Source organism: Brevibacterium aurantiacum, assembly GCF_900169065.1.
Classification (GTDB): Bacteria; Actinomycetota; Actinomycetes; order Actinomycetales; family Brevibacteriaceae; genus Brevibacterium; species Brevibacterium aurantiacum.
This window is the reverse complement of the sequence record NZ_FXZB01000009.1, coordinates 123805-150674: the sequence shown is the minus strand read 5'-3', so window position 1 is coordinate 150674 and position 26870 is coordinate 123805. Positions and strand designations below refer to the sequence as shown.

The 26870-nt window shown below is 62.4% G+C and carries 24 protein-coding genes and 2 pseudogenes; 15 read left to right on the top strand and 11 right to left on the bottom strand.

Annotation, left to right across the window (positions count from 1 at the left end; translation table 11 throughout):
- From BAUR9175_RS19165 to mobF, 3 genes and pseudogenes are all read right to left on the bottom strand, one after another.
- A pseudogene (locus tag BAUR9175_RS19165) lies at nucleotides 1-219 on the bottom strand (IS3-like element ISAar46 family transposase); the annotation flags it as partial.
- Between the two features lie 1759 nt (nucleotides 220-1978).
- Nucleotides 1979-2479, bottom strand: a complete 501-nt coding sequence (locus BAUR9175_RS08090; protein ID WP_069600597.1) for a hypothetical protein — start codon at nucleotides 2477-2479, stop codon at nucleotides 1979-1981.
- Nucleotides 2455-3555, bottom strand: coding sequence for a MobF family relaxase (gene mobF / locus BAUR9175_RS08085; protein ID WP_069600598.1), 1101 nt, complete (start codon nucleotides 3553-3555; stop codon nucleotides 2455-2457). The genes BAUR9175_RS08090 and mobF overlap by 25 nt, the downstream gene beginning before the upstream one ends.
- Before the next feature lie 217 nt (nucleotides 3556-3772).
- On the opposite strand from mobF, the pseudogene chrA reads away from it, so the two are divergent.
- The 4 genes and pseudogenes from chrA (at nucleotide 3773) to BAUR9175_RS08065 (ending at nucleotide 8537) form a co-directional block, all read left to right on the top strand.
- A pseudogene (gene chrA / locus BAUR9175_RS08080) lies at nucleotides 3773-4986 on the top strand (chromate efflux transporter).
- Nucleotides 4987-5058: 72 nt separating this feature from the next.
- Nucleotides 5059-7017, top strand: coding sequence for a heavy metal translocating P-type ATPase (locus BAUR9175_RS08075; protein ID WP_101583452.1), 1959 nt, complete (start codon nucleotides 5059-5061; stop codon nucleotides 7015-7017).
- A gap of 5 nt (nucleotides 7018-7022) precedes the next feature.
- The gene (locus tag BAUR9175_RS08070) at nucleotides 7023-7751 is read left to right on the top strand and encodes a VIT1/CCC1 transporter family protein (RefSeq protein WP_054682433.1); all 729 of its coding nucleotides are present in this window, start codon (nucleotides 7023-7025) and stop codon (nucleotides 7749-7751) included.
- Between the two features lie 321 nt (nucleotides 7752-8072).
- Complete coding sequence (locus BAUR9175_RS08065; RefSeq protein ID WP_009885147.1) at nucleotides 8073-8537, top strand: GNAT family N-acetyltransferase; 465 nt, start codon at nucleotides 8073-8075, stop codon at nucleotides 8535-8537.
- A 33-nt stretch (nucleotides 8538-8570) separates the two neighbouring features.
- Here BAUR9175_RS08065 and BAUR9175_RS08060 read toward each other — a convergent pair whose 3' ends face one another.
- From BAUR9175_RS08060 to BAUR9175_RS08050, 3 genes are read right to left on the bottom strand one after another with little or no spacing between them, the layout of a single operon-like run.
- A complete protein-coding gene (locus BAUR9175_RS08060) occupies nucleotides 8571-9203 on the bottom strand; it encodes a maleylpyruvate isomerase family mycothiol-dependent enzyme (protein WP_069600600.1) in 633 nt (210 codons plus the stop codon).
- A 34-nt stretch (nucleotides 9204-9237) separates the two neighbouring features.
- Entirely contained in the window at nucleotides 9238-9687 is a 450-nt protein-coding gene (locus BAUR9175_RS08055; protein ID WP_096161683.1) for an ASCH domain-containing protein, read from the bottom strand.
- 5 nt (nucleotides 9688-9692) lie between these two features.
- Nucleotides 9693-10325: a TetR/AcrR family transcriptional regulator C-terminal domain-containing protein gene (locus tag BAUR9175_RS08050; protein WP_009885144.1), complete on the bottom strand. Its 633-nt coding sequence runs from the start codon at nucleotides 10323-10325 to the stop codon at nucleotides 9693-9695.
- Between the two features lie 126 nt (nucleotides 10326-10451).
- Between BAUR9175_RS08050 and BAUR9175_RS08045 the strand changes: the two genes are divergently transcribed.
- The 6 genes from BAUR9175_RS08045 to BAUR9175_RS08020 all read left to right on the top strand — a co-directional run bounded on the left by BAUR9175_RS08045 (nucleotide 10452) and on the right by BAUR9175_RS08020 (nucleotide 15231).
- Nucleotides 10452-12098 (top strand): amidohydrolase, encoded by a 1647-nt coding sequence (locus BAUR9175_RS08045; protein WP_244223202.1) that lies wholly within the window; start codon nucleotides 10452-10454, stop codon nucleotides 12096-12098.
- Nucleotides 12099-12112: 14 nt separating this feature from the next.
- The gene (locus BAUR9175_RS08040) at nucleotides 12113-13492 is read left to right on the top strand and encodes an APC family permease (protein ID WP_101583448.1); all 1380 of its coding nucleotides are present in this window, start codon (nucleotides 12113-12115) and stop codon (nucleotides 13490-13492) included.
- Nucleotides 13493-13641: 149 nt separating this feature from the next.
- Nucleotides 13642-13995 carry an ArsR/SmtB family transcription factor gene (locus tag BAUR9175_RS08035; RefSeq protein WP_101583446.1) on the top strand — a complete coding sequence of 118 codons (354 nt, stop codon included), beginning with the start codon at nucleotides 13642-13644 and terminating at the stop codon, nucleotides 13993-13995.
- Nucleotides 13988-14428 (top strand): SRPBCC family protein, encoded by a 441-nt coding sequence (locus BAUR9175_RS08030; protein WP_096145908.1) that lies wholly within the window; start codon nucleotides 13988-13990, stop codon nucleotides 14426-14428. The genes BAUR9175_RS08035 and BAUR9175_RS08030 overlap by 8 nt, the downstream gene beginning before the upstream one ends.
- A 90-nt stretch (nucleotides 14429-14518) precedes the next feature.
- Nucleotides 14519-14890: a nuclear transport factor 2 family protein gene (locus BAUR9175_RS08025; protein ID WP_101583461.1), complete on the top strand. Its 372-nt coding sequence runs from the start codon at nucleotides 14519-14521 to the stop codon at nucleotides 14888-14890.
- Nucleotides 14887-15231, top strand: coding sequence for a TfoX/Sxy family protein (locus BAUR9175_RS08020; protein WP_009885138.1), 345 nt, complete (start codon nucleotides 14887-14889; stop codon nucleotides 15229-15231). Before BAUR9175_RS08025 ends, BAUR9175_RS08020 begins: the two co-directional genes overlap by 4 nt.
- A gap of 40 nt (nucleotides 15232-15271) precedes the next feature.
- On the opposite strand, the gene BAUR9175_RS08015 is transcribed toward BAUR9175_RS08020, so the two are convergent.
- Nucleotides 15272-15715 (bottom strand): acyl-CoA thioesterase, encoded by a 444-nt coding sequence (locus tag BAUR9175_RS08015; RefSeq protein WP_371860657.1) that lies wholly within the window; start codon nucleotides 15713-15715, stop codon nucleotides 15272-15274.
- A 212-nt stretch (nucleotides 15716-15927) separates the two neighbouring features.
- On the opposite strand from BAUR9175_RS08015, the gene BAUR9175_RS08010 reads away from it, so the two are divergent.
- From BAUR9175_RS08010 to BAUR9175_RS08000, 3 genes are all read left to right on the top strand, one after another.
- The gene (locus BAUR9175_RS08010; RefSeq protein ID WP_096145910.1) at nucleotides 15928-16275 is read left to right on the top strand and encodes a PadR family transcriptional regulator; all 348 of its coding nucleotides are present in this window, start codon (nucleotides 15928-15930) and stop codon (nucleotides 16273-16275) included.
- Entirely contained in the window at nucleotides 16272-17237 is a 966-nt protein-coding gene (locus BAUR9175_RS08005; protein ID WP_101583445.1) for an HAAS signaling domain-containing protein, read from the top strand. The genes BAUR9175_RS08010 and BAUR9175_RS08005 overlap by 4 nt, the downstream gene beginning before the upstream one ends.
- 63 nt (nucleotides 17238-17300) lie before the next feature.
- Nucleotides 17301-19817, top strand: coding sequence for an excinuclease ABC subunit UvrA (locus BAUR9175_RS08000; protein ID WP_101583443.1), 2517 nt, complete (start codon nucleotides 17301-17303; stop codon nucleotides 19815-19817).
- 15 nt (nucleotides 19818-19832) lie between these two features.
- Here the strand turns inward: BAUR9175_RS08000 and BAUR9175_RS07995 are convergent, their stop codons facing one another.
- Nucleotides 19833-21098: a class I SAM-dependent methyltransferase gene (locus tag BAUR9175_RS07995; protein WP_101583441.1), complete on the bottom strand. Its 1266-nt coding sequence runs from the start codon at nucleotides 21096-21098 to the stop codon at nucleotides 19833-19835.
- A gap of 194 nt (nucleotides 21099-21292) precedes the next feature.
- Between BAUR9175_RS07995 and BAUR9175_RS07990 the strand changes: the two genes are divergently transcribed.
- Both BAUR9175_RS07990 and BAUR9175_RS07985 read left to right on the top strand, forming a co-directional pair.
- On the top strand, nucleotides 21293-21697 hold the full coding sequence (locus BAUR9175_RS07990; RefSeq protein ID WP_101583439.1) for a universal stress protein: 405 nt from the start codon (nucleotides 21293-21295) through the stop codon (nucleotides 21695-21697).
- Between the two features lie 325 nt (nucleotides 21698-22022).
- The gene (locus BAUR9175_RS07985) at nucleotides 22023-23192 is read left to right on the top strand and encodes an RtcB family protein (RefSeq protein ID WP_101583438.1); all 1170 of its coding nucleotides are present in this window, start codon (nucleotides 22023-22025) and stop codon (nucleotides 23190-23192) included.
- A gap of 80 nt (nucleotides 23193-23272) precedes the next feature.
- Here BAUR9175_RS07985 and BAUR9175_RS07980 read toward each other — a convergent pair whose 3' ends face one another.
- The 3 genes from BAUR9175_RS07980 to sucC all read right to left on the bottom strand — a co-directional run bounded on the left by BAUR9175_RS07980 (nucleotide 23273) and on the right by sucC (nucleotide 26780).
- A complete protein-coding gene (locus BAUR9175_RS07980) occupies nucleotides 23273-24418 on the bottom strand; it encodes a threonine aldolase family protein (protein WP_101583436.1) in 1146 nt (381 codons plus the stop codon).
- Between the two features lie 277 nt (nucleotides 24419-24695).
- Nucleotides 24696-25592 carry a succinate--CoA ligase subunit alpha gene (gene sucD, locus BAUR9175_RS07975; protein WP_009885128.1) on the bottom strand — a complete coding sequence of 299 codons (897 nt, stop codon included), beginning with the start codon at nucleotides 25590-25592 and terminating at the stop codon, nucleotides 24696-24698.
- Between the two features lie 18 nt (nucleotides 25593-25610).
- Nucleotides 25611-26780 (bottom strand): ADP-forming succinate--CoA ligase subunit beta, encoded by a 1170-nt coding sequence (sucC, locus tag BAUR9175_RS07970; protein WP_009885127.1) that lies wholly within the window; start codon nucleotides 26778-26780, stop codon nucleotides 25611-25613.
- Nucleotides 26781-26870: the final 90 nt, after the last annotated feature.

Here is a 26870-nt window from a genome sequence, read left to right as displayed (position 1 = left end):
AATGGTTTCCCCGGGCTTCTTTCCGGTGAGAGCACCGGCATCACGAAGCTTTCGCCATTCAGCGATCTGCGAGGAATACAAACCCTGTTCCCGCAGAAAAGCACCGCCCTCCTTGCCGGTGCAGGCGTCCTCGTACTGGGTCAACAACTCAAGCTTCTGCGCGGGAGTGAACGACCTTCGACGGGACGGTCCACCGGCACGCGGTCCGGAACTACTCATGGACCCATTTTGGCCTACTTCGGCCACAACGAGACTCGACATATTGATTGGCTTCCTGGTTCTCGCCCTACGTGGTCGGACTGATTTGCTCTGTCACCGTGGTCCCGCTCCAGCCTGACACGTAGGGGGTCCACAGATAATGTCAGCTGATTCAACCCATCGTAATTACCAGTGAAGAAGAACGTCCTATCTCACGTTCCCGAAAAGCCTGACCTGGAACTTGATCGCATCGTAGCTAATATATGCATTTGCTGTAATCATTTATAACCGCCTGTTTTCCTTGTACAGCAAGCCTGGTAGCGTGATGTAAATTACATAGTTTATGCAGGTTTTTCAGCTAGAGGAGACAATCATGTTGGCTATACGACCAAGCATGAAAAGGACGGCCACTGCGGGGGTTGCCACGATGGAACACTGGCGCAAACTATCAGTGAGGAAGAAGCAGGGGAAGTCGACTATCCGGTCTCCGTGGAAACACACGCACTGCCGTATTTCATCGTCAAATGTTTGGTTGGATTGGGTCTGAGCGCACCGGATATCGCCCGAATCGCGTCGATGGGCACCTGGGCTTCGATTGCCGGTGCGTTTGGTCGAGCTGCCGCTGCGTGTGTCTTCGGAAAGTAGGATACGTTGATGTTCAAAAATCCTTCTCAGTCTGATTTGGAGAATCAACTGAAAGATATAGACGAAGAACTGTCTTCCCATCCTTTTTCGAACACGCGAGTCGAAGAAGCTAACTCTTTAGTTGAATCGATGAAGGGAAAGGATAAAGAGGAAATCGACAGGACCCTGAAGGATCGAGATCTACCTGGTCTCGAAGAACTGGGGAAGGTCACGGCCACGGGAACTTACAGCTGGTGGAAGCTACATAGATCCCGAGCGAAAATATTGAAGAAACTAGAACATATTTAAATATCTTCACTTGCGAGCTGTCGAGCAGTCCCTGAGTACACGCCGGGGGAACTCGAACTTGTCGACAGTCCGCTTCACACCGCATGAGCATGTCACCGAGCCGGTACTGCGCAGAGGTGAAGAACGGACTACGGTTCACCCGTCGCGATCGCCTTCATCGATACTCGCCACGACGTTGTGACCACCTACCCTCATTATTCGTGCCATCATCACCTTCATCTCTGACACGACACCACACGCGGGACACTCCAGACTTCCTGCACAGACACACACACCACCCATGAACCCGACCACACGAACACCTTCAGCCATCACACCTCTTGCATTACTGACGGCGTGCAGATTGCGCAGCCGCAACCGTCTGCGCAACGTACTCCTCGCGAGTGATGTCTCTACGCACCTTGGCTGTTAGCCGAGCCACGTCCTCCCTGTTGGGAATCCACCCCTCATGCCAGTTCGCAGCCAACGCCTCCACCACGTTCCGACGCTGCTGATCATCCAAACCCTCGAACACGTCCGGCCACCTTGACTCGATATCAAAACGGTCACTCATCATCATTTCCTCTCCCATCACCAGCTCAGTGCAACGCCAGACAGAGCCACTTATCCCGGGAGAAGTGTATAGCTCGCTCCGCACTTCCAACCCCGCCGGCTCCCGGCAGTCTGGTGCCATTGCACGAACCACACACTCGCATTTCACCCAAGCCGTTGCTCGCTTCATCCCGCGCAGCGATACCGGGTCCGGGGCTTGCCCTGTGTGCATCGATCACCGGATCGAAGCGCAAGTGGTTGCCACTTGCTATGCTTGCTCCCCCTCCACACCAGACCTGTTCTGCATAGTCACTTCTCACGTTGAGCCTGTGCCTCCACAGGTCATTGGTGGATGTTGAGGACGAGGAGAAACACCCTCGACACCGAGCTCACACGTTGCTCCGTCGTGGGTTTTCAACCACTCAGGTTCGCTGTGCTCGTCATCGTCAAAAGCTGTCGGCCCCAGGTCGTCATGAGCGGCATCAAGGATGCTCGACCACCACTCATCTTCGTCCGCATACCCCAAGTCTTGCCACACCCGTGCGGCACTTGCTGTATCGAGTTTCACCCTCAGAGTCGCCACGTCCTCGTAGAGTTCATACGTGAACTCACTGGCCTCACCAACACTCAACGCGACCCGTCGGCCAGTCTTGCGCATCCCGGAGAACGGGCGTCGCCACTCGTCTTTCTCGCGCTGTCGAACATAGCGTTTGAGCTTCTCCAGCTCGTCTTCTTCACTATCAGTCAGGTGCTCAACGACCGGTTGATTCGTGGTCCAGTTGAACGGCTTCATCAGCTGCGAGTCGAGCACAGCCATGTCTCGCTCGAACTCAAGACGGTCAGCTTTGCGCCGATAGTAGTCCCGGGAACGACGCAGCGACTCAAGCTCCATAACTGCATCCTCTGGCACTGCACGACCCGTGCGAGCTCGTTGCCGATACGCGACTTGTTTACACTTCGCCGAGCAGTATCTTTGGCCCTCACCTCGGTCAGCCAGGCTTCCTCTTCCCGCAAGGTCGTGGGCTTCTTCGCGGGGCGCTCATACGCCCACGCCTGCGCTGTCAGCCGAGATGAGACGACCGGCCCCATCGTCTCGCCCGGATGCGCCGTCTCCCACTCGGCTTCGAGCCGTTCCAGGTTCTTCCGCACCTGCTCGCCGCGCTTCGACATGAGCGCGTTGAACGGTTCGAGTTCGGTGACTTCGCCAGTCACCGGGTCGAGGAGGGGGCCGTGACGGTCGAGCACTTCCGCGAGTTCGGGGCTGGCGGCGATCACGGCAGTACCGAGGGCGCGGATCGCGCCTTGCTGCCGGAACGTCGCCGCCGTGTCGAGCGCCCGCCACTTGCCCGCCGCCCAGACACGGGCGCCGATCTGCATGTGGATATGCCGGTGAGGATCACCGGCCCGGCTCGTCCGGTGCGTGATGCCGACCACCTGCATGTGCTCAATAGGTACGACCTCCTGCTTGCCGCGCGGGCCGACACGAGTCACGGAGTACTGGGCGAGCCACCGCTGAATCTCCGCCAGGGCGTCCTGCTGTGCTGCGTCCAGCGCCTTGGATACCTCGGGATGCAAGGCGGCAGCGACGGACAGGCTCTTGGGGGTGTTGATGACCATTTCCGCGAACCGGGGCGACCCCTGCCGATCCAACCCCGCGAGGCGAGGCTTTCCCATCTGCTCGCCGGTATCGGGATTGATCCAGTCCACCCATCCCGCATACTCGTCAGCGGTCAGCACCCGACTACTCACGGCCTCGCCCGAAGCGTCGAGCACCGCGTACTGAACCCCGGTGCTGTCAGACAGGTAGTAGTCGTCAGCACGCGAGCGGTCGGCCTCGACATAGCGCAGCGCATCAGCCCCGGTGCCCCGGAGCAAGATCACGCCGCCCTGCATCGCTCTCACCACCAATGTTTCTAAACTAGAAACTCTATCTATCTACCACGGTAGCATACGTTCATTCAGAAGTCAGCAGAGCGATCTTAGAATCGCCCTGTGCGACACGGAAGGTTCGCGTAAGTCGGTGACGGCTTCTGAGCCGCGAGTGAACACTGCGTGAATGCAGCGCGGCGAGTAGCGCCAGTCCCGGATGGTGCCCCATTCTGAGTAAGAAATGTTATCCGCAGAAGGTGGCCGTCGAACCGACTTTGGCGCGCCATTGCTGGTCCTTCTGGTGTTCTTGAGGTTAAGGTGCACGTCGTTCGGTGGCCCGGTCGCTCATCTTGGATATTTTCGAGCAGAGTTCGTCGAGCGACGCAGATGGCTGGGTGATCGCGCGTATGCGGATCTTGTCGCATTGTGCCAGTTTCTTCCCGGCCCGGCATCAAGCCAGGTCGGCATGGCGATCGGTTTGCAGAGAGCTGGAATACTCGGTCTTGTCGCGGCATGGCTCGGGTTCACACTGCCATCTGCGGTATTGCTGTTCGGGTTCGCGCTCGGCGTATCGACCCTTGGCGACGTATCGCAGGCTGGATGGGTGCTGGGCCTGAAGGCTGCGGCGGTCGCGGTCGTGGGTCATGCTGTGCTCGGGATGGCAAAGTCACTCACGCCTGATGCGCGACGAGCGACGATTGCTGTCGGGGTGCTCACTGTCGTGCTGCTCGTACCCGGCCCGCTGACGATGTTCGGCGCGATGGCCTTGGCCGGGATCGCGGGGTTCTTCGTCTGTCGATCCCCGAGCACGACCGAGAACGATGAACCGCGTTTCCGGGTGCGCCTGCGGCCCGCAGTCGGATGGTTGAGCCTGGCTGTGTTCGTCATGCTGCTCGCAGGGTTGCCGATTTTGCTGTGTTCACCGGCAACGCCACGGTAGGCCTGATTGACACCTTCTATCGTGCGGGGTCGTTCGTGTTCGGCGGCGGGCATGTCGTGCTCCCGCTTTTGCAGGCTGAGACAGTGCAGACTGGACTGGTGGAGCCGGGTGCGTTCCTCGCGGGGTATGGTGCCGCGCAGGCGGTGCCAGGGCCGCTGTTCACCTTCGCCGCGTTTCTCGGAGCGGTCACCACGGGCGGCCCGAGTGGGCTGCTCGGCGCATCCATTGCGCTGCTCGCGATCTTTCTGCCGTCTGCGCTGCTCGTGATGGGGGTGCTGCCCTTCTGGGAGCGGTTGCGTCGTGCGCCGAGAGTGCAGCGTGTGCTGACGGGCGTGAACTCCGGAGTCGTCGGGCTGCTCGCCGCCGCGCTGTACGACCCCGTATTCACCGCGGGTGTCACGAACGCCGCATCACTCGTCGTCGCGGCACTCGCGTTTGTCGCACTCACGTCCTGGAAAACACCGGCATGGGCGGTAGTGCTCGGGGCCGCAGGAGCCGGGGCATTGCTGCTCTGAACGCGCTACGCGGATACTCAGGCGAGGCAGGCCTACAATGCGAGAAGCGTGCCCGCCTGGGAGGATTGAAGCATGAGCCGTTTTTCATCTCTGGTCAGGGCATATCCACTCGTGATCGCAACACTGTTGGTGGCTATGATCGGGTTGGTTCTTTTAGCGACTCCGGCCATTGAGTCGGCCAGCTGGATTGTGGGTGCGTATGCGCTCGTGATTGCCGGGTGGGAGGCGGTCGGGATGATCCGGCAGCTCATCCGAGGGCACGCCGGGCTCGACATTCTTGCGGTGACGGCAATCACCGCTGCAGTGCTCGTTGGGGAGCCGTGGGCGGCGCTCGTGGTGGTGCTGATGCTCACCGGCGGGGCGGCCCTCGAAGATTACGCTGAGAACCGTTCGAAGCGGGAACTGACCGCGCTGCTGCGTAAGGCACCCCAGCAGGCCACGCGCATCCTCGCCCCAAGCGCACCCGGCGCGGACATGCACGGGCATACTGCCGAGGTCACGACCGAGGACATACCGGTCGAAGAAGTCGAGGTGGGTGATCTGTTGTTGGTGCGGCCGGGTGCACTCGTGCCTGTGGACTCGATCCTCGTCTCCGAGCACGCCGTGTTCGATGAGTCGTCATTGACCGGTGAAAGTCTGCCCGTTGAGCGTGACGCGGGAGAGAAAGTGTCGAGCGGTGCGGTGAATGGACAAGCCGCAGTCACCATGCGGGCTGCGGCTCCGGCCGCCGAGAGCGAGTATCAGCAGATTGTTCGGCTCGTCGAACAAGCCGCGGGGAGCAAAGCCAAAGTCGTGCGGCTCGCAGATCGGTACGCGGTGCCGTTCACAGTGCTCGCGCTCGTGATCGCCGGGATCGCGTGGGCGGTCAGTGGAGAGGCTGTCCGGTTTGCCGAGGTGCTGGTGGTGGCGACCCCATGCCCGCTGCTGATCGCCGCGCCGGTCGCGTTTCTCGGTGGCATGAGCCGTGCCGCGAGGTTCGGGCTGATCGTCAAGGGCGGCGGCACCCTCGAACAGCTTTCACGAGCCCGCTCGGCGGCATTCGATAAGACCGGCACCATCACTACCGGCAAGCCAGTGCTCGAACGCCTTCTGCCCGCCGACCGCGCCAGCGAAGACGAGCTGCTGCGTTTCGCAGCCTCAGCGGAGGTGTACTCCTCTCACGTGCTTGCGGACTCCGTCGTGCAGGCCGCGAAACAGCACGGCTTGTCGCTCGTCGAAGCCGAACAAGCCGAGGAGATCGCGACAAACGGAGTCGCGGCTGTGTTCCGCACTCCTGACGCACCTGAGGCAGTGACGGTTCGTGTCGGCAAGCCCTCCTGGGTGCGCCACTCCGCGCCGGACCTCGTGCTGGCAGACCTTGCTCCAGGGGAACTCGCAATCTACGTCTCAGTCGATGGCCGTTTCGCCGGAGCCATCGTCATGCGCGACCAAGTGCGCGAAGAAGCAGCCCAGGCTCTCCGTCAGCTGAGCGCACTCGGTATCGAGCGTACGCTCATGGTCACCGGAGACGTTGCAGCCACCGCCGAACCCATCGCGCGGCGCCTTGGAATCAGCGAGGTGCACGCGGAGTGCCGCCCCGGCGACAAAGTTCGCATTGTCAGTAGCGTGCAGCCCCGCCCGCTCATCATGGTCGGTGACGGCCTCAACGATGCCCCGGTGCTCGCTGCTGCGGATATTGGCTTCGCAATGGGGGCGCGCGGTGCAACCGCAGCATCGGAGTCTGCGGACATCGTGAACCGCTACGACACGCTCTCGGCCCTGCCGCGCGCGGTGAGCATCGGCAAGGACACCGTGCGGATCGCACTGCAAAGCATCTGGCTCGGCATCATCATCAGCGTCGGCCTCATGCTCATCGCCGCCTTCGGGTTCCTCCCAGCACTCCTCGGCGCGTGGCTGCAAGAAGTCGTTGACCTGGTGGCCATCCTCGGCGCACTCCGTGCAGTCGGCCCACGATCTGAGCGAATCACACGATCATCACCAGTCGCATCGACGGAACAACTTCACTTCAGCACGACCCAAGACAGGAAATGAACAATATGGCATCCGACTCAAGCACCACGCCGCATCCCGGCGAAGCCCACCTGCAGAACGTGGGCCAACGTTTGAACTGGCTACGTGCAGGGGTGCTCGGCGCAAACGACGGCATCGTCTCTACCGCGGGTGTCGTCGTCGGTGTCGCTGCCGCTACACCAAACAACGTACTGGCAATCGCGACGGCCGGTATCGCCGCCGTAGTTGCCGGGGCGTTCTCAATGGCTGGCGGAGAGTATGTTTCGGTGAGCACCCAACGCGACACAGAGAAAGCGCTCATCGCAAAAGAACGGTGGGAGCTCGAAACCATGCCCGAGGAGGAGCTTGAAGAACTCACCGAGCTCTATCGACAGCGGGGCCTCTCAGATGACCTCGCACATCAGGTCGCGGTGCAGCTTACCGAGACGGACGCTCTCGCCGCTCACGCAGAGGTCGAACTCGGAATCGACCATGAAGAGTTCACAAGCCCGTGGGCAGCCGCCGTGTCATCGTTCATTGCGTTCGCCGTTGGAGCGCTGATCCCACTCATCATGATCTTGCTCCCCGTCGGCGGACACCGAGTTTGGATCGCAGCCATCGCAGTTGTGATCGGCCTCTTCCTCACCGGTTGGATCAGCGCTGCGCTCGGTGGCGCGCCGCGCGGTCGCGCAATTCTCCGGAACGTGGTCATGGGCTCAGCGACCATGATCGCCACATACGCCATTGGGGCACTCTTTGGCGTGGCCATCGGATAGGCCGCTTCTCGTGATCCGGCCCGCTTTCATGTGCTAACTCATGTGCTACCGACGCTGCTAGGTTGTGAATCGCGGTGCAGTTATCCACAGGTGGGCCTCGCAGAAACCGCGGAATCATGCGGCAGAACGCCGATTCACGATTTCGTGTGCGAGGGGGAACGGATCAGTTCAAGTCCCCCCTCGCGTACAGAGCGGAGAACGGCCTCTGGTTCGGGAAATATCCTCCCGGCCAGGGGCTTTTTCACATACTCTTGCAGTACATGTCGCCTTGCGGCGCTCACATGTCACCCCGCAGAACTATAAGGAAAGGCCCGGACAGTCATGGCAGATTCGTCGACCACTTCCGTTCGCCCTGTTGACTCGGCAGACGAGGCTCGCTGGCGTGAGCTCTTCCGCGGCTACCGCGAGTTCTATCACCTGCCGGAATCCGAGGACATCGTCTCCCGGGTGTGGGGCTGGCTCATGGATACAGCACACGAATGCCAAGGCCTGGTCGCCGAGGCGGATGGCCGCATCGTCGCAATCGCGGACTTCCGGAGATTCTCGCGTCCGTCGACCGGCACGGTCGGTCTCTGGCTCGATGACCTCTTCACCGATCCTCAGGCCCGCGGAACAGGATCCGGACGTGCGCTCATCGCCCGTCTTCAGGAGATCGCCGCGGACGAAGGGCGTTCGGTCGTCCGCTGGATCACTGCCGACGACAATGCTCAAGCTCAGGTGCTCTATGACAAGGTGGCGACGAAGACCAACTGGCTCACCTACGACGCGAAGCCGAAGGAAGCATAAGGACGAAGTTTCTCAAGCGTCTGTGCGCGGACCTCAACTCATGCGAGTTCGCAGTTTTTCGGCGCCTTCGCCCTCAAGCAGCGAAGCGAAGTCCGGACGTCCCGCCATCGCCATCACCAGATCCAGGAGCCTGCCTCTGACCGCCGGTCCGCTTCCGACCCTGAAGTCAGCATCGTCTGCGACGAGAGTCAGCCCTTTGACGAGGGTCCTGCTGTTGACGGCGAAGTCCTTCGCGGCATAGAAGCCAGCGACCTCAAGGACTGCGCTGGGGTCGGGAGTCAGAGTCAGCCCGAGTGGCCGGGCGATGTCCTGAGAGTGGACGATGACCTCGCCGAGGAACGCAGGATAGTCCTTCGTCGGTACGATCGTGGCCGTGATGCAGGTGCGGAAGATCCCCAGAGCCTCTTCCGGCGACCTCCCTCGGAACCTGGCCAGGAGTCGGGAATTGTGCCGGTCAGCGTTGAATCCGGCGGCGACGATGCTGCGAATCCACGCCCACCTGCCCGTGTTCGCCGCCGCGCTGAGATGGGCAACGACCTGCTCGACACTCCAATCAGAACACAGCGTGTCAGCGCTCCACTGGTCAGACTCGAGCGTCTCCAGCAGTTTGACCAAGCGGGCACGTTCGGCATGGATGAGACTCCACCAATCGACAGTTTCAGACACTTCATCCTTCCGTCCGATTACCTGCGTCTACAGGTCACCGTGGAAACACGAGCCGGAACCGCTCGCACACTACGAGCATATCCGAGGCGAAACCCTCTGAGCTCTGGCTGTAGTCTCGCCAGAACCTCTCGTGGATCTCCCGCCAGGCCGCCAAGGTCCGTTCGCCTTCGCCTTCGGCGTGAGCATGCTCAGCAGTCACCTCGTCGAAGGCAACAGTCACGACGGCAGTGGTCTCGATGACCGCTCGGGGACTGTCGCGGCCGTCGAGGATGATGCTCACTTCACCGACTCTGGGCACTTCTTCCCCTTCGGCTTCGATGTCACAGAGCGCAGAGGCTGTGCCGGTCTTCGTCCCGTCAAGGACCAATGCGAGGAGGTCATCGGCATGCACGGGCGTCGCACCGAAGGCCCACGGCTGGGGTGCGTGCACCGGCAGCTCCGGTACTGCGGACCGTGCGGCCGACCAGAAGTCTTCGAGCAACATACTATTCACGAAATTCCTGCCTCCAGCTGCAGCCGCAGCCCATCGATGAGTGCGTTCAGCCCGAGCTCGAATGCGGCAGTCGCCGAAGAGGTCTCGACGAATCGTGGGTCGAGGGCGGTACGGATTTCGGAGAACCGGACATCAGCCGAATCCTGTGCGATGAGGTCACTGGGAGCGATGATGTCGAGGGCGGATCCGAGGACATGGGCTTCGACCGTGCGCATGACCGCCACGGTCCTCGATTCCGGCCAGCCGCCTCGGCGCAGGCCGGCGATGACCGCATCGTACATCTCGTACGTCGACAGATCCCGAATCTCCGTCGTCGCCAGCAGGCGGATGAGATTGGGGTGGGCGGCGAATGCTCGCAGGTAAGACCGTGCCCAAAACTCGAGTGCCCTCTCCCATGGAATCGCCCTCGCAGATGTGCCCACCGAGGCGAACGCCGCCACATCGATGTCGGCGACGATGCGGGCGCGCATGAGTTCGATGAGTTCGGTTCGACCCGACACATGGTTGTACAGAGACGACACCTGCCGATCGACACGAGCAGCCAGAGTGCGCATCGACAGCGCCTCGGATCCGTCGTCGTCGACGAGGGCGAGCGCGGCGTCGACGAGTCGTTCCCGATTGAGTCTCATGCCGACCTCTTTCCCTGACCTCCCTCGGAGTGTATCGTGTTCTCAGTCACAAATACGAACACTGTTCGTGCGCTGTGGCGGGTCAGAGATCACACGCAGCGAAGCGGGGGACGAAGCGAATTGGCCTTGACGCATTTCCACAACGGCACCATCTGGCGCGGAGCCTCGAGCGGCACCGCCGACTCGCTGCTCGTGAGAGACGGCACCATCGTCGCGATCGGTTCCGCCGAGGTCGACCGGCACCTGAACTCGTCCTCATTTGAGCACTCACCCGCAGACTCGTCCGAGTCAGTCGACCTCGATGGCGGCTTCCTCATGCCGTCCTTCGGTGATGGTCATGCCCATCCGATCTTCGGCGGGCTCGAAGCGGAGGGACCGCAGGTGCGCGCTTGTGCCAGCGTCACTGAGATCGTGACCGAGGTGCGACGTTTTGCTGAAGCCAACCCTGAGGTCGAGTGGATCACCGGCGCCTCCTATGACGGCAGCCTCGTCGAGGGCGGGCTCTTTGACTCCCGTTGGCTCGACGACGCTGCAGCGGACCGACCCGTGGTGCTGCGCGCCTGGGACTATCACACAGTGTGGTGCAATTCCCGGGCCCTCGAAATCGCCGGCATCACCGCCGGCACACCCGAACCAGAGCTCGGTGAGATCCCTCGCCGAGGCGATGGTTCGCCACTGGGGACACTGCGGGAATGGGGCGCGGTCGATCTCGTCGACGCCGTGCGTCCGCCGCTGGACGAGGCCATGCGGCTGCGCGCGCTCGAACGGGCAGCCGACTACTACCTCGAGCGCGGGGTCACCTGGGTCCAGGACGCATGGGTCGAACCGGCCGATGTCGAGACCTATCTGGCTGCCTCGGATCAGGGCAGACTCAAGGTCCGGTTCAATCTCGCCCTCTATGCGGATCCGCGTCACTTCGCTGAGCAGCTGCCTGCCATGGTCGAGGCCAGGAGGCGCGTCGAGGTGCGCGGCGATCCGCTGCTGAGTGCCCGGACCGTGAAGTTCTTCGCCGACGGCGTCGTCGAGAACGAAACCGGGTCGCTGCTCGAACCGTACTGCTCGTCGCTGCACAATCACGGCCTGCGGGTGTGGGAAGGCGAGACCTTGGCCGAAGCGGTTCGTGCCGTTGACGCGGCCGGATTCCAGGTCCACATCCACGCCATCGGCGATGCCGCCGTCCGCCAGGCCCTTGATGCCATCGAGTCGGCGATGACGTGCAACGGTCCACGGGATCGCCGGCCGGTCATCGCCCATGCGCAGCTCGTCGATGCCGACGACCTCTCACGATTCGCCGAGCTCGGGGTGATCGCGAACATGCAGCCGTTGTGGGCGCAGCTCGATGACCTCATGACCGTGCTCACCCTCCCCCGCCTCGGCGAGGAGAGGGCCGGTCATCAGTACCGGATGCGGACCATCCTCGAACGCGGTGGACGCCTGTCGTTCGGTTCGGACTGGCCGTGCACCTCGGGCACACCCGTCGAGGGCCTGGCGATCGGCACGAGCCGACAGACCGATGCGGGCGAACCCGCAGGCGGGTGGACTCCGGAGGAGATCGTCGACATCGACCGTGCCCTCGACTGCTATTCGACCGCAGTGGCCCACCAGGCCTTCGCCGATCACTCCCCCGCAGTCTGGGGCGAGATCCGCCCCGGGGCGAGCGCAGACCTCATCCGATTCGATCACGACCCTCGGGACGTGACACCGCAGGAACTCGCGAAGATGGCCGTTCGCACCACCTACCTCGGCGGCGTTGCCGTGCATTCATCGACCTGAGCGAAAGGACCACCATGTCCGACTCACACGACACCAGCGCGCCCCAAGGTGGCAGAGGACATCACGATGGCGGCGAAGGGCAGCTCAAGCGTGCTCTCGGGGTCCCGTCTCTCGTGTTCTTCGGCCTCGTCTATATGGTGCCGCTGACTATTTTCACGACTTACGGCATCGTCACTCAGGTCACCGGAGGTCGGGTGCCGCTGGCGTACGTGATCACTCTCCTCGCGATGGTCTTCACTGCCAGGTCCTATGCGAAGATGGCGCACGAGCTGCCCTTCGCCGGGTCCGCCTACACATACACGCAGAAGAGCTTCGGGGCAGGCATCGGCTTCGTGGCCGGGTGGGCGCTGCTGCTCGACTACCTGTTCCTGCCGATGATCAACTACCTCGTCGTCGGCATCTATCTGTCCGCAGCGTTCCCGATGATCCCTGCCTGGGTGTTCGTGCTCACGGCGATCGTTCTCGTCACGGCGCTCAATGTCATCGGCATTGTGTCCGTGGCACGAGCGAACATCGTCATCATCGCGGCCCAGGCGATCTTCATCCTGACCTTCGCAGCGCTCGGCATTGCGTCGATGTCAGGCTCGGGCACGGTCGATCTCATGGCACCGTTCACCGGTGACGGCAGCGCACCCGGTTTCGGCAATGTCATGGCCGGTGCCGCGATCCTGTGTCTGTCGTTCCTCGGCTTCGATGCGGTCTCGACTCTGTCCGAGGAGGCCAAAGATGCGCAGCGCACCGTCCCGCGTGCCATCGTCATCGCCACCGTCACGGGCGGGCTCATCTACATCGTGCTCTCGTTCCTTTCTCAGCTCGTCTACCCGTCGAATGACTTCGCCGACGTCGATTCGGGAGCCCTCGACGTCATGGGAGCTGCGGGTGGAGAGTTCCTCACGATCTTCTTCACCGCCGCCTATGTCGCCGGGGCCTGCGGCTCCGCACTGACATCTCAGGCCTCGGTCTCACGCATCCTCTTCGCGATGGGTCGTGACGGTGTCCTGCCGAAGCGCTTCTTCGGGCGTCTGTCGCCACGCTTCCACACTCCGATCCTCGCGACACTCTGCGTCGGAGTGGTATCGCTCTTCGCCTTGGCCGTCGACCTCAGCTTCATCTCCGAGATGGTCAGCTTCGGTGCACTCATCGCGTTCTCCGCGGTCAACCTCTCGGTCATCAAGCACTTCATCATCGATGGGAATCGTCGCGGATCGCGCGCGATCATCAACTTCATCGTCCTGCCCGGAATCGGCTTCTGCCTCACCCTGTGGCTGTGGACGAGCCTGTCACCGCGCACGCTGCTCATCGGTGCGATCTGGCTGGCCCTCGGCATCGGGTACCTTGCGTTCGTCACCCGCGGATTTCGCCGACCGACTCCGACGCTGGATCTCGCGGAGTAAGGGGCGGGCCCGTAGTGCAACGAGTTGACGAGCAGTCATGTGAGACAACGCTTCTCGTAGCCTAGACAGTCCCCTGTTCCACCAACACCTATGAGTACAAACATTCATTTGTGGTAGTCTGTCTGCATCCGAGCGAAAGGATGCCGACGATGACTGCTGAACCCGACATCGACCTCGACCTGTCACTGCGAGCGCTCGCCGACAGCAATCGCCGGTCGATTCTCCATGCGATCGGCGGCCATCCGCTCCCGGTCGGGTCCATCGCCGAGGTAGTCGGACTGTCCCAGCAGACGACATCGCACCATCTGGGCGTGCTTCGAAGAGCCGGCCTTACCGTCGGCGTCCGCGAAGGCACACGCCACCTGTTCGCAGTCGAGACCGATGGCCTTGCGGCAGTTCGCTCCTACCTCGACGACTTCTGGCCGACCAAACTCTCGAAGCTCAAGGCTGCTATCGAGGCACGAGACGAACCCGAGAATGCAGGCAGCGAGACCCATGGCTGAATTCCGAGATTCCATCGAGATCGCCGCCTCGCCGGAGACGGTTTTCGAGTACCTGACGACGAACTCAGGCATGACGGCCTGGATGGGCCAGTACGCCGATCTGGAGGCGACGGCTGGGGGCCGATTCGCCGTCGACATCGCGGGGCACCCCGTCCGAGGGAAATTCCTCGAGGTCAGTCGCCCCTATCGTGTGGTCGTGTCATGGGGATTCGCCGGCAGCGTGGACCTTCCCCCTGGTGCGTCCCGGGTCGAATTCACCCTCACCGCCATTGGATCGGGAACGCAGGTCGATCTGCTCCATTCGCACCTGCCCGACGCTGAGGTCCGCGGTCACGCCGACGGTTGGGCGCACTTCTTCCCCCGCCTGATCATCGCCGGTTCGGGCGGAGATGCAGGAATCGATGACTGGCAGCCAGACGCGACAATGACCTGACGGGACAATACAACAAGCTGCGTTGTGCCAGAGTTCACACACATCCGTTTGCACACTCACACGGAACCATCGATCGCAGAGGAGCTTCTCATGACCTACGAATCGGCCCAAAACGTCGTCAGCCGATATCACCACGCGTGGACCAGCGGTGATATCGATGGGGCGATGGATCTCATCGACGAGGACATCGCATGCCGAGCCCCAGGAGTCGACCTCGACGGCAAGGAGGCCTATCAGTCGTTCATCGCCGGATTCGCGCCGACGCTCACCGGCATCACCGACATTGCCGAGTTCGCCGACTCCGACAGGGTCGCACTGTTCTGTTACCCCGAAACGGCAGCGACGACGACTGCACCGGCAGCTGAGTTCTTCACAGTTCGTGATGGCCTGATCAGCGAGAGTGTGCTCATCTTCGACCGACTCTCCTATGGCCCGCCGGATCCGGACCGAGGTGCGCAATGACGGTGACATCCGAGCAAAGGTCACTCGCAGAACGCATCCGCACCTCAATCGCCGATGAACCCGTTCAACGCGAGGTCTCGATGTTCGGCGGTCGCTCGTTCATGGTCAACGAGAAGATGATCGTCAGCGCCAGCAAGGACGGCTCCCTGCTGGTCAGGATCGCCGCTGAAGACCACGACCGGCTGCTGCTGGAGCAACCCGGGGCCCAACAGGCCGAGATGGGAACGGGACGAACCATGGGACCAGGCTGGATCACCGTCGCCGCCGACCACCTCGTCGACGAGGCCTCCCTGGCACTGTGGCTCTCATTTGCGCTCGACTACAACCGAGCACCTAGGTGAGGCCCTGTGAGGCCCGACCAGCTGGCCAGTACCCGCCGCTTCACACCACGGGCATGCGATCGCGCTCATAGGTGATCGATGAATAGCCGTGAGGGTCTGGCTGCCCCGCCTCCCCTACGCTGACGAAGACGATTCTGTCGATGCTCAGAATGGACTTGCGCGTGATCATATTTCGCACCTGAGCTCGCATCGTCAGTGACGTGTTGCCGAAACGAGTTGCGACGAGCCCCATCTCGATGAGATCCCCCTGGCGAGCCGACGCTACGAAGTTGATCTCGGAGATGAGTTTCGTGACCACGCTGTGGCTGCCGAGCTGAATGATCGCGTAGATCGCAGCTTCCTCGTCGATCCACTTCAGCAGGCTTCCACCGAAGAGCGAGCCGTTCGCGTTGAGGTCCTCTGGGCGAACCCACTTGCGTGTGTAGAAGTTCATTCCATCGACTCGATGAGTCGTATTCGCCGAGGTCATTGCCGAGTCGTTCATCGCCATCCCTATCGCTGTTCTCTCGCTCTTGAGCACAGGCTAGCCGAGGGATATTTCGCCGGCATTTCGGGTACGAAGCGAACATTTCCAGTTGGTTTCATCACGGCACTCCTGCAGATTCTCGCGCTTCACCCCACCTCTTCACCTAATTCCGGCCTCACACTATACCCCGCCCCTAGCAATAGTGTGTGTCACACACTATTGTGTGAAGCATGAACGAGGATGAAGAGCAGGCACTGGCAACACACGAACAAGAGCTGAGACGAGGCACCGTCGTCTTCGCCAGCCTCGTTGCCTGCCGTCAGCCTCAGTATGGGTACTCCCTGCTGACGACTCTCACCGAAGCCGGCATCGCCACAGAGGCCAACACCCTCTACCCCCTGCTGCGAAGACTTGAGAAACAAGGGCTGCTCAGTGCCGAGTGGAACACCGAACAGGCGCGTCCACGCAAGTACTACAGCGTCACCACCAGTGGTGCCGAAGTCGCCGCAGCACTCCACTCCCAATGGCTGGAACTCAACACCAGCATCACGAAACTCTGGAAAGAAGGAACACCATGAGTGCGCTCACCACCATCTACGTCGACAATGTGGTCAGCCACCTCCCGGAGGACTCCCGAGGTGACATCGCGGCAGAGATCAAGGCCACAATCGACGATATGGTCGAAGACCGACTCGGCGACCTGGAACATCCTGCAGACGAGCAGACCGCGGCTGCCGAACGCGAGGTGCTCGAAGAGCTCGGCGATCCGGCCCAGCTCTCCCGGGAGTACACGAACTCGCCACAGCATCTCATCGGGCCGAAGTCCTACCCGGTCTTCATCTGGGCGATACGCTGGGTGCTTCCGCTCGTCGCCGTGGCCGCGGCCGTGACGAACTCAATCGCGTTCATCGCCACCAACGATGAGGTCCAGATCGGGGCGCTCATCGGTCAGCTCGTCGGCAATACGATCGTCGCGCTGCTCACGGCCTTCGCCGCAATCACGATCATCTTCGCCCTCGGCGACAAAGAGATGAGCGGAGGTGCGGCAGATAAGATCGCCGGCACGAAGAAGGACTGGTCAGTCGATCAGCTGCGCGCGACGGATGCGAAGGCGAACCAGATCCGCGCCGAGGCGGTCCTGAACCTGATCTTCCTCGTCCTTCTGGCGCTGATCCCGCTCATCCCGACCTCGCTGGTCTACGTCGGGCATCTCAACAACGGCGAGACATTCATCAATCCCGACCTGGAGTCAGGATGGCTGCTCGGCTATTGGGCCTTCCTGACCCTCATGGCCGTTATCGAAGTCATCAAGCTGGTCCGTTCTTCGACCAGTGCCGCGCTGATCATCACCGGTGTGGTCCTCGACGTGGCGATGGCCGTCTTCCTCACCATCGCTCTGCTGACGCAGCAGGTGCTGCACCCGGACCTCACATCCGCTTCGGGCGCCGAGGTGCAGCAGATCATCACCGTCATCGCAATCTGGGCCATCGTCATCTGGGATCAGATCAGCACGTGGCGCGCCCACCGAGCGAACCGCTGACCGCGTAGCCTTATCCGGGTGCAGCTTCACCGCTGCACCCGGACGAGAGGAAGTGGCCATTTCATGACCGAAGAGATCGGCGTCGTCGGCGCTCGCGAGCACAACCTGTCCGGTTTCTCCGTCTCTCTGCCGCACAGGCAGCTCATCGGCATCTGTGGTGTATCGGGCTCGGGCAAGTCGTCGTTGGCCTTCGACACCATCTACGCCGAAGCCCAGCGCCGCTACCTCGAATCGGTCTCCCCGTTCACCCGTCACCTCCTCGGCGCGGTCTCCGCGCCCCAGGTCGACCGGATCACGGGCCTTCCTGCCGCAATTGCAGTCAAACAGCTCGTGTCGACTCCCCCGGAGAATTCGAGCGTGGGCACCCTGTCACAGGTCTCTGATCTGCTGCGGGTGCTGTTCTCCCGCTTCGGCGACTACCCCGCGAACCAGGGCCGTCTGCTTGCCTCGGCATTCTCCCCGAACACGGTCGAAGGCGCCTGCCCGACGTGCGCGGCGAAGGGCAGCATCCATGACATCGACCTCGACGCCGCAGTGCCCGACGAGACCCTGACCATCCGCGAGGGCACCATCGCCGCCTGGCCGGGAGGATGGTTGGGCCGGAACTTCAAACACCTTGTCGAAACTATGGGCATCGACATCGACGTCCCCTGGAACAGTCTTCCCGCCACGACCCGCGACTGGCTTCTGACCACCGAAGACACCCCGTCTGTCACTGTCAGGCCGGAGGATCTGCGCGAATACATCTCCCGCGGTTACACGGGCAAGTTCCGCAGTGCCCGCAGATATCTGCTCGACACGATGATCACGACCGGCAGTGAGACGGTCAGGGCACGCACGGAGGAATACCTCAGCAACGAACTCTGCCCCGACTGCAACGGCAGCCGCATCAATCCCGCAGCTCTGTCGGTGACGATCGGCGGTGCCAATATCGCCGAGGTGGCCACGCGCAGTCTCACCGATGTGGCCGTCTCCCTCCACGCGGCCATCGCCTCCGACCTCGACCGTGGCCACAATGGCGCGAAACGGTTCTCCAACGCCACCGATGAGGCGGCCCAGGTCCTCCTCGACGAACTCGACAAACGTACGTCGGTCATCGACAGCCTCGGCGTCGGCTATCTTCCACCTCACCGCTCGGCGGCCACCCTCTCCCCCGGTGAGCTGCAGCGACTGCGCTTGGCGGCACATCTGCACAGCGGTCTGCACGGCATGGTCTACGTCTTCGACGAACTCTCCACCGGACTGCACCCCAAGGACACCGATCACCTCTTCACCCATATTGAGGCTCTGCGCGATGCCGGCAATACGGTCATCCTCGTCGAACACGATATGGAGCTGGTGCGCCGGTGCGACTGGGTCATCGAACTCGGTCCCGGTGGCGGTGCCCGGGGAGGGCAGCTGATGTTCTCCGGCCCCGTCGCCGAGGCACTCGACGGGAAGAGCTCAACCGCTGTCCGCCTGCGCAATGAGGCTCCCAGCGAACCTTGGCGAGCACCCCAGGAATTCGAAGATTGGGCTCGGTGCACCGGACTGTCGGCGAACAACCTCCGCGCTCTGGCATTGTCCTTTCCCATCGGCGGTCTCACGACCCTGACAGGAGTTTCCGGGGCGGGTAAGAGCTCGGTGCTGCGATCGGTGGCGACACTGGCCAGAGCCGCTGGTGCCTCCCCGTTCGAGGGTGAGGAGGAGCCGCCGACGATACCCCGGCGCAACAGCAGCACTGGTGGTGGCGGTGGTGAGGGAGGAGATCTTGCCGAGGCAGATGCTGCCGGGCTCGAGGTCTTCGACCGGGTGGTCAGCTTCGATCAGACCACCATCGGCCGGTCCCCGCGATCGGTCATCGGCACCTACCTGGGCATCTTCGACAAGATCCGCGGCCTGTTCGCGAAGACCGATCTGGCGCACAGTCGTGGCTTCACCGCCTCACAGTTCTCCTTCAACACCGCACGGGGACGCTGCCCCCGCTGTGAGGGTCTGGGCTTCATCACCATCGATCTCGTCCACCTGCCGGCCTCCAGCGGCACCTGTCCCGAATGCGAAGGCCGCCGGTTCACCGAGGAGACCCTCGAGGTCACCGTCGAGGAACTGACCATCGCAGATGTCCTCGATCTGTCGATCGACGCAGCGGCGACGGTGTTCGCCGAACGGCTGGGACTCGTCGCCCATTTCGAGGTCCTGCAGAGGGTCGGCCTCGGCGGGCTGCTGCTCGGCCAGTCCTCGGCGACGCTGTCCGGCGGTGAGGCGCAGCGGCTGAGGCTGGCCGCGGTGATGCGGGCCAGGAAGCGACGTGAGCGCTCACTATTCATCCTTGATGAGCCGGCCAACGGCCTGCACCCCAGTGATGCTCGGGTCCTGGGGAGGCTCTTCCGCCAGATCGTGGACGAGGGCGATACGATCCTCATCGCCGATCACAATATGGAGCTGGCCGCCGGCTCGGATTGGCTCATCGACATGGGCCCTGGACCTGGTCCCCAGGGCGGTCACATCGTCGCCTCCGGCCAGCCGGACGAGGTCGCCACGGCAGGCGTCGGTGCCACGGCCGAAGTGCTGTCGGCGCGCTTCGGCACCTCTGTCAGCTAGCGGCGGCTGAGACTCTCAGCCGCGTCTGAGGCTGCGGACGACGGTGAACTTGCTGGTGCGAGCGACCTGTTCGCTGGGTCCGATGACACGCTCCAAGGTCTCGCGGTAGTGCAGGTGTGAGTTGTAGACCGTGAGGACTCGCCCCTCGGGTGCCAGCAGCTCGGCTGCTGTGCGCATGAGTCCGGCAGCGGTGTCTGTTTCGATGGTCGTGCCCTGGTGGAAGGGCGGGTTGAGCAGAATGAGGTCGTGCCCGCCGGCGCGCACCGAAGAGTCTGCGCCTGTCAGAGCCTGCACATCCGTGGCATCGGCGAGGATGGCCTCGACCTCGAGTCCGTTCGCCTCAGCGGTCTCCCTCGCCGAGGCGACCGCCGCCTTCGATACGTCCACGCCGGTACCCTTCTTCGCCGCCGTGACCCGCATCGCAGCTGTGAGCAGCCATCCGTTCCCACACCCGAGGTCAAGGACCGAGTTCGGGGAACCAGGACCCGCCTCGGCGAGTTGAGCCTCGGAGGACTGGGCCGCGGCGGGCTCAGATTCGGCTGCCAGAGCCGTGAGCAGCGCGGCCGAGCCCTCATCGCTTTTGACCCCGGAGAAGCAGGCTCCGTGGGCACTGACCTGCAGCGAACCTGTGGCCGGATGATCGATTCTGCTGTGCTTGGGGAAGCTCGGCAGGCTCGGTGATGACAGCGTCCGGCTGCCGATGATCATGCGGTGCTTGCCGACGCCTGGCGAGACGTCGACGCGGGCGAAACCACGCGCCAGTTCCTTGTTCACCGCTCGGCTCATCGAATCGCTGCGACCGATGACGATGATCGTGGTCACGTGAGCCTGGACGGCAGCGATCGTCTCGGCCAACGCGTGGGTGGCCTTCGGTGCGTTGACGATCGCCCAGACTTCTTGTGCTTCTGAGGCGAAGACAGCGAGATCGTCGACGGGGCTGGCCTGATCTGCCACCTCGGCGACGGTGCGTGCTTCGTCCACTCGGTCGTTGTACGTGCGCACGGGGACGATCTCGCTCAACAGCCGCGACTGCAGTCCCTGGCCGTCATCGACGATGAGGACCTCGTGCGGAAGTCTCACGACCGCCTCGGCGTCCACGAATGATCCTTCCGTCGCACGCCCGGAGACGTCGAGCTCTCCGCTGCGTCGCCCCAGGACATACTCGGTGAGGATCCTTGCCTGTGGGAATCCCGGAACTTCAGCGAGCTCGGGAAACTGTTCCAGCAGATCCTGGCTGCGGTGGCGGGCAGGAGAATCCGGAGACAGGAGGGTAGAAGGCATTCGAACAGTCTAGTCGGACTGAGCCCCTGCTTCAGTCGCGGATGCGCCACCACCGGGAACGACCGACTCACACAGATCTCCGCTGCAGGCTGGGGCAGACTGAAGTGCAGGTTGGGGCAGACTGAGGAGCGTCGCAGCACGCAGATGTGCTACTAATTGAGGGAGCTTCGTCCAGTGTCGCATCAGGAGAGATCATGACAATTCTCGTCGGTTATTCCCCCTCACCAGAAGGCAAGGCTGCCGTCACGTTCGGCATCGATCAGGCGAGGGCCTTCGATGACACCGTGATCGTGCTCAATGCCGGCATCGGAGAGACTCCCGACGAACGCGGTGTCGCGACGAATCAGGATATGGAGGAACTCAAAGAGGCGCTGCGCTCGTCCAAGGTCTCCCATGAGATCCTGCAGTTCCTGCGCGGCAATGATCCCGTTGAGGAACTCCTCGCCCTCGCCGAGGCGACCGAAGATACCCGCATGATCGTGATCGGATCGCGTCGCCGCTCCCCCGTCGGCAAACTCATCATGGGCTCAACCGCTCAGCGCATCATCCTCGACTCCGATGTCCCCGTCGTCTCTGTGAAGGCCGACCGAAAGAAATGACAAAGCTGCCGGCCGGCACGGAAGCTCGTGTATAGTCGTACTTCCGTGTCGGCAGACACGCTGGCTGCGCCACCTCGGCGCAGTGAACACACACGAAGGAATCAACTGATGAACGTTTTCGCCTCATCGCGCGAACTTCGCGGATCGAAGCAATTCGAATCCGCTCATCAGTCGACCCTTCGGTGGCGCGACATCTGACCCAGCGCACGTCAGCATGCCCCGCACCGATCACCGGTCCGGGGCTCTTTTCATATCGCAGCCATGGCTTTCCAGATCTTCGCGATGTGGGTCCCGGACCTCACCACAAGGAAATCAGGAAAGGACCATGGAAAAACTCAGCAGACGGCTGATCTCCTGGGCATCTCTTCTCGACGAGAAGACCCTTGAGCAGGCGCACACGACTGCGCGAATGCCGTTCATCCACCCCCATGTCGCGCTCATGCCCGATGCCCATCTGGGCAAGGGAGCGACCGTCGGATCGGTCATTCCCACCCTGGGCGCGATCATCCCCGCCGCGGTCGGAGTCGACATCGGCTGCGGCATGATCGCCGTGCGCACACAGTTCACCAGACAGGATCTCGAGGCGCGCGATCTCACCGGACTGCGCGAAGCCATCGAACGGGCAGTGCCGACCTCGGCAGGGGCCTACAACCGCAAGATCGTCGCCACGGCGGCGCCACGCATCGCCGAGCTCGAGGAGTTGGCGGAGAGGTCCGAATTCGACCCTTCCGACTATGCCGGACACTGGCGGCATCAGCTGGGATCGCTGGGCTCGGGCAACCACTTCATCGAGGTCTCCGTCGACGAGGACGATCGGGTGTGGATGTTCCTGCATTCAGGATCGAGAGGCATCGGCAACAAGATCGCCACTCACCACATCAAGGTCGCCGCACAGCTGAACAAGAAATGGTGGATCGATCTTCCGGACCCGGACCTCGCCTACCTCGTCGAGGGCACTCCTGAGTTCTCCGCCTACATCAGTCAGCTGAAGTGGGCTCAGCACTTCGCCCTGCTCAACCGTGAAGAGATGATGGACCGGGTGGCCCGGCAGCTGTCGGAGACGATGGGTGAGACCGTGGTCGAGGCCGAGCGCATCAACTGCCACCACAACTTCACCCAGTCCGAGAAGCACTTCAACAAGACGGTGTGGGTATCGAGAAAGGGCGCGATCGAGGCCGATGCCGGACGGCCAGGCCTCATCCCCGGATCGATGGGCACCGCATCCTACGTCGTTGAGGGCAAGGGAGATCCAGTATCGCTGAACTCCTCACCACACGGAGCCGGTCGGCAGTATTCCCGTACCGCAGCCAGGAAGACGTTCAGCCATGACCAGCTTCGGGAGGCCATGGTCGGCATCGAGTACCGGGACACGGACGCCTTCATCGATGAGATCCCGCAGGCGTACAAGCCGATCGACCAGGTGATGGCCGATGCCTCGGCGCTGGTCGAGATCAGGCATACGCTGCGTCAGCTCGTCAACGTCAAGGGAGACTGAGCAGGAACGCGCCGCCGGTCGACCGACCTGAGACTTGGGTCGGTCGACCTGCCTCTACGCCTCTACCCAGGACTCGGCGTTCAGGACTCGACGATGGCCTCGATGAGAGCGTCGACATCCTCGGCTGTGGTGTCGAAGGCACACATGAGGCGCACGACGTTCTCGGCCATGGGCCAGTTCGCGAAGGCGAACTTCTGCTGTGCCCGCGCCGCAACCTCTTCGGGCATGTGCACGAAGACGACGTTGGATTCGGTCTTGGCCACGATCGAAATATCGGGTGCATGGCCGGTGGACACCGCCTCGGCGAGGCCATCTGCCAGCCTCCGGGCCATGGAGTTGGCGTGATTTGCCGAGGTGGACCACAGGTCGCCGTCGTAGAGGGCATTGAGTTGGGCGGAGAGGAAGCGCATCTTCGATGACAGCTGCAGATTCATCTTCCGCAGGAACTTCATCCCCTGGCCGATGTCGGGATTGAGGACGACGATCGCTTCGGCGCCGAGGAGCCCGTTCTTCGTCCCGCCGAGGCTGATGATGTCGACTCCGACGTCGGTGGTAATGGCTCCGAGGCCGGTGCCGAGATAGGCGGCGGCGTTGCCCAATCGGGAGCCGTCGACGTGGAGGATCATGTCTAGACCGTGCGCGGTGTCCGCGATGGCACGGATCTCGTCGGGCGTGTACGTCGTTCCCCACTCGGTCGATTGGGAGATGCTCACTGCCAGGGGCTGTGCGTTGTGTTCGTTGCCGCGACCGAGAACGGCACCGTTGATGATCTCGGGCGTCAGTTTGCCGTCTGGAGTTGGGGCACCGATGACTTTAAGTCCGCCGACCTTCTCCGGGGCTCCGGTTTCGTCGTAGTTGATGTGGGCCGATGCGGCGGTGATGACGGCCGCCCAGCGGGGCAGAGCCGACTGCAGTGCCAGCACGTTGGCTCCGGTGCCGTTGAAGACTGGGAACGTCTGGGCGGAGGGACCGAAATGGCCCTTCATGACCTCACCGAAACGCGCAGTCCAGGGATCACCTCCGTAGCCGGGAGTGTGTCCGACATTAGCCTGCGTGATGGCGGTGATGACTTCCGGGTGGGCGCCGGCCCAGTTGTCGGAGCCGAAGTTGCGCGGATGGGCCGCCGGGGAGGTGTCAACGGTCGGTGGGTTGAGGGGCGTCGACTGATCGAGGGGCGTCGTCTGATCGGCCTGTGGGTTCTGGGACAGCGGTGTCTGGTCATTCACATGTTCAGGTTAGCCTCCCGTGCCGACCCCGCACAGTCCGTTCCATAACCACCTGTTGCAATGGGGTGATTTGATGCTGGCGGGTCGGGTTGCTGAACCAATTGGAGGAAAAGCGAGTATCGGGGTGATTTGCTGCTCCCGGTGCGTGACGCATCATTACGTGTGGCGCCGCCCACCCACTTTCCTGCGGACATACAACACCGCGGTCCAAGTGCAGGTGCCCAGCATGTGTGCTGAGCGATCGCACTTGGACCGCGCTGTGAGTGAGTCAGACGACTCAGGCGAGGAGTTCGCGCATGAGGTCAGCGGTCTCGGTCGGAGTCTTGCCGACCTTCACGCCTGCAGCCTCAAGGGCCTCCTTCTTCGCCGCAGCAGTTCCTGAGGAGCCGGAGACGATGGCGCCGGCGTGGCCCATGGTCTTGCCCTCGGGAGCGGTGAAGCCTGCAACGTAGCCGACGACCGGCTTCGTCACGTTGTCCTTGATGTAGGCAGCGGCACGCTCTTCAGCGTCACCACCGATCTCGCCGATCATGACGATGGCTTCGGTCTCGGGGTCATTCTCGAAGGCCTCGAGCGCATCGATGTGCGTGGTGCCGATGACCGGGTCACCACCGATTCCGATGGCGGTGGAGAAGCCGAGGTCACGCAGTTCGTACATCATCTGGTAGGTCAGCGTGCCGGACTTGGAGACCAGTCCGAGCTTGCCCTTCTTGGTGATGTTGGCAGGGATGATGCCTGCCAGCGAAGCCTCTGGCGAGATGATGCCCGGGCAGTTGGGTCCGATGATGCGGGTCGCATTGTCTGCGGCCTGCGCACGAGCCCACACCTCGGCAGCGTCCTGGACTGGAATGCCCTCGGTGATGATGACGAGCAGACCGATCTTGGCGTCGATGGCCTCGATCGCAGCATCCTTGGAGAATGCCGGCGGCACGAAGGCCACGGAGACGTCGGCGCCAGTGGCTTCCATCGCCTCGGAGACGGAGCCGAAGACGGGCAGCTCAACTTCGTTGCCGTCCTTGTCGTTGTGCTTGACGGTGGTGCCGGCCTTGCGGGCGTTGACACCGCCGACGACGTTGGATCCGGCTGCGAGCATGCGCGCAGTGTGCTTGGTTCCTTCGCCGCCGGTGATGCCCTGGACGATGATCTTCGAATCGGAATTCAGGAAGATAGACATTTATGTAAAGACCTTTCCTTACTTGGCAGCAGCCAGTTCGGCGGCCTTGTCGGCTCCACCGTCCATGGTGTCGGTCAGAGTGACGAGTGGGTTCGCGGCTTCCTTGAGGATCGCACGTCCTTCTTCGACGTTGTTTCCGTCGAGGCGGACGACGAGTGGCTTGGTGGCCTGGTCGCCGAGGATCTCGAGAGCCTTGACGATGCCGTCGGCTACAGCGTCACACGCGGTGATTCCGCCGAAGACGTTGACGAAGACTGACTTGACCTGCTCATCGCCGAGGATGACCTCGAGCCCGTTGGCCATGACCTCAGCAGAGGCGCCGCCTCCGATGTCGAGGAAGTTGGCAGGCTTGACGTTGCTGTGCTTCTCACCGGCGTAGGCGACGACGTCGAGGGTCGACATGACGAGTCCGGCACCGTTTCCGATGATTCCGACTTCGCCGTCGAGCTTGACGTAGTTGAGGTCGAGCTTCTTGGCCTTGAGCTCGAGTGGGTTCTCTGCGCTGTCGTCGCGCAGTTCCTCATGCTCGGGCTGACGGAAGTCGGCGTTCTCATCGAGAGACACCTTTCCGTCGAGTGCGATGATGTCACCGGCACCGGTCTTGACCAGTGGGTTGACCTCGACCAGCGATGCGTCTTCCTTCTCGAAGACGGTCCACAGGGACATCAGCACAGGGGCCACTTTAGCGGCGGTGTCTGCGTCGAATCCTGCTTCTTTGGCGATCTCTTCGGCCTTGGCGGCATCGATTCCGTCGATGGCAGAGACTGGGATCTTGGCGAGTGCTTCCGGGCGTTCCTCGGCGAGCTGCTCGATCTCCACTCCGCCTTCCTTGGAGCACATGGCCAAGTAGGTGCGGTTGGACCGGTCGAGGAGAACCGAGAAGTAGTATTCTTCAGCGATGTCTGCACCTTCGGCGATCATCACCTTTTCGGTGATGTGGCCCTTGATGTCGAGACCCAGGATGTCCTTGGCGCGAGCTTCGGCTTCCTCAGGATTCTTCGCAACCTTGACGCCGCCGGCCTTGCCGCGGCCGCCCATCTTGACCTGAGACTTGACGACGACGACTCCGCCGCCAAGATCTTCGGCTGCCTTCTTCGCAGCTTCTGGTGTCGTCGCGACCTGAGCCTTGAGCACGGGCACTCCGTGCTTCTCAAACAGGTCACGTGCTTGATACTCGAAAAGATCCACGTGTATTCCTTCGTTTCTGCTGCGGCGTCTTTTGGCTCCGCAGGTGCGTTGACGGATGCAACAACCATCAACCACTTTATTCCCATACAC

Excerpts from the sequence above, each read along its gene's own strand:
- BAUR9175_RS08090 (WP_069600597.1), bottom strand. The coding sequence starts at position 2,479 with ATGGCTGTGCTCGACTCGCAGCTGATGAAGCCGTTCAACTGGACCACG.
- mobF (WP_069600598.1), bottom strand. The coding sequence starts at position 3,555 with ATGCAGGGCGGCGTGATCTTGCTCCGGGGCACCGGGGCTGATGCGCTG.
- BAUR9175_RS08075 (WP_101583452.1), top strand. The coding sequence starts at position 5,059 with ATGAGCCGTTTTTCATCTCTGGTCAGGGCATATCCACTCGTGATCGCA.
- BAUR9175_RS08070 (WP_054682433.1), top strand. The coding sequence starts at position 7,023 with ATGGCATCCGACTCAAGCACCACGCCGCATCCCGGCGAAGCCCACCTG.
- BAUR9175_RS08065 (WP_009885147.1), top strand. The coding sequence starts at position 8,073 with ATGGCAGATTCGTCGACCACTTCCGTTCGCCCTGTTGACTCGGCAGAC.
- BAUR9175_RS08055 (WP_096161683.1), bottom strand. The coding sequence starts at position 9,687 with ATGTTGCTCGAAGACTTCTGGTCGGCCGCACGGTCCGCAGTACCGGAG.
- BAUR9175_RS08050 (WP_009885144.1), bottom strand. The coding sequence starts at position 10,325 with ATGAGACTCAATCGGGAACGACTCGTCGACGCCGCGCTCGCCCTCGTC.
- BAUR9175_RS08040 (WP_101583448.1), top strand. The coding sequence starts at position 12,113 with ATGTCCGACTCACACGACACCAGCGCGCCCCAAGGTGGCAGAGGACAT.
- BAUR9175_RS08035 (WP_101583446.1), top strand. The coding sequence starts at position 13,642 with ATGACTGCTGAACCCGACATCGACCTCGACCTGTCACTGCGAGCGCTC.
- BAUR9175_RS08030 (WP_096145908.1), top strand. The coding sequence starts at position 13,988 with ATGGCTGAATTCCGAGATTCCATCGAGATCGCCGCCTCGCCGGAGACG.
- BAUR9175_RS08025 (WP_101583461.1), top strand. The coding sequence starts at position 14,519 with ATGACCTACGAATCGGCCCAAAACGTCGTCAGCCGATATCACCACGCG.
- BAUR9175_RS08020 (WP_009885138.1), top strand. The coding sequence starts at position 14,887 with ATGACGGTGACATCCGAGCAAAGGTCACTCGCAGAACGCATCCGCACC.
- BAUR9175_RS08015 (WP_371860657.1), bottom strand. The coding sequence starts at position 15,715 with ATGAACGACTCGGCAATGACCTCGGCGAATACGACTCATCGAGTCGAT.
- BAUR9175_RS08010 (WP_096145910.1), top strand. The coding sequence starts at position 15,928 with ATGAACGAGGATGAAGAGCAGGCACTGGCAACACACGAACAAGAGCTG.
- BAUR9175_RS08005 (WP_101583445.1), top strand. The coding sequence starts at position 16,272 with ATGAGTGCGCTCACCACCATCTACGTCGACAATGTGGTCAGCCACCTC.
- BAUR9175_RS08000 (WP_101583443.1), top strand. The coding sequence starts at position 17,301 with ATGACCGAAGAGATCGGCGTCGTCGGCGCTCGCGAGCACAACCTGTCC.
- BAUR9175_RS07995 (WP_101583441.1), bottom strand. The coding sequence starts at position 21,098 with ATGCCTTCTACCCTCCTGTCTCCGGATTCTCCTGCCCGCCACCGCAGC.
- BAUR9175_RS07990 (WP_101583439.1), top strand. The coding sequence starts at position 21,293 with ATGACAATTCTCGTCGGTTATTCCCCCTCACCAGAAGGCAAGGCTGCC.
- BAUR9175_RS07985 (WP_101583438.1), top strand. The coding sequence starts at position 22,023 with ATGGAAAAACTCAGCAGACGGCTGATCTCCTGGGCATCTCTTCTCGAC.
- sucD (WP_009885128.1), bottom strand. The coding sequence starts at position 25,592 with ATGTCTATCTTCCTGAATTCCGATTCGAAGATCATCGTCCAGGGCATC.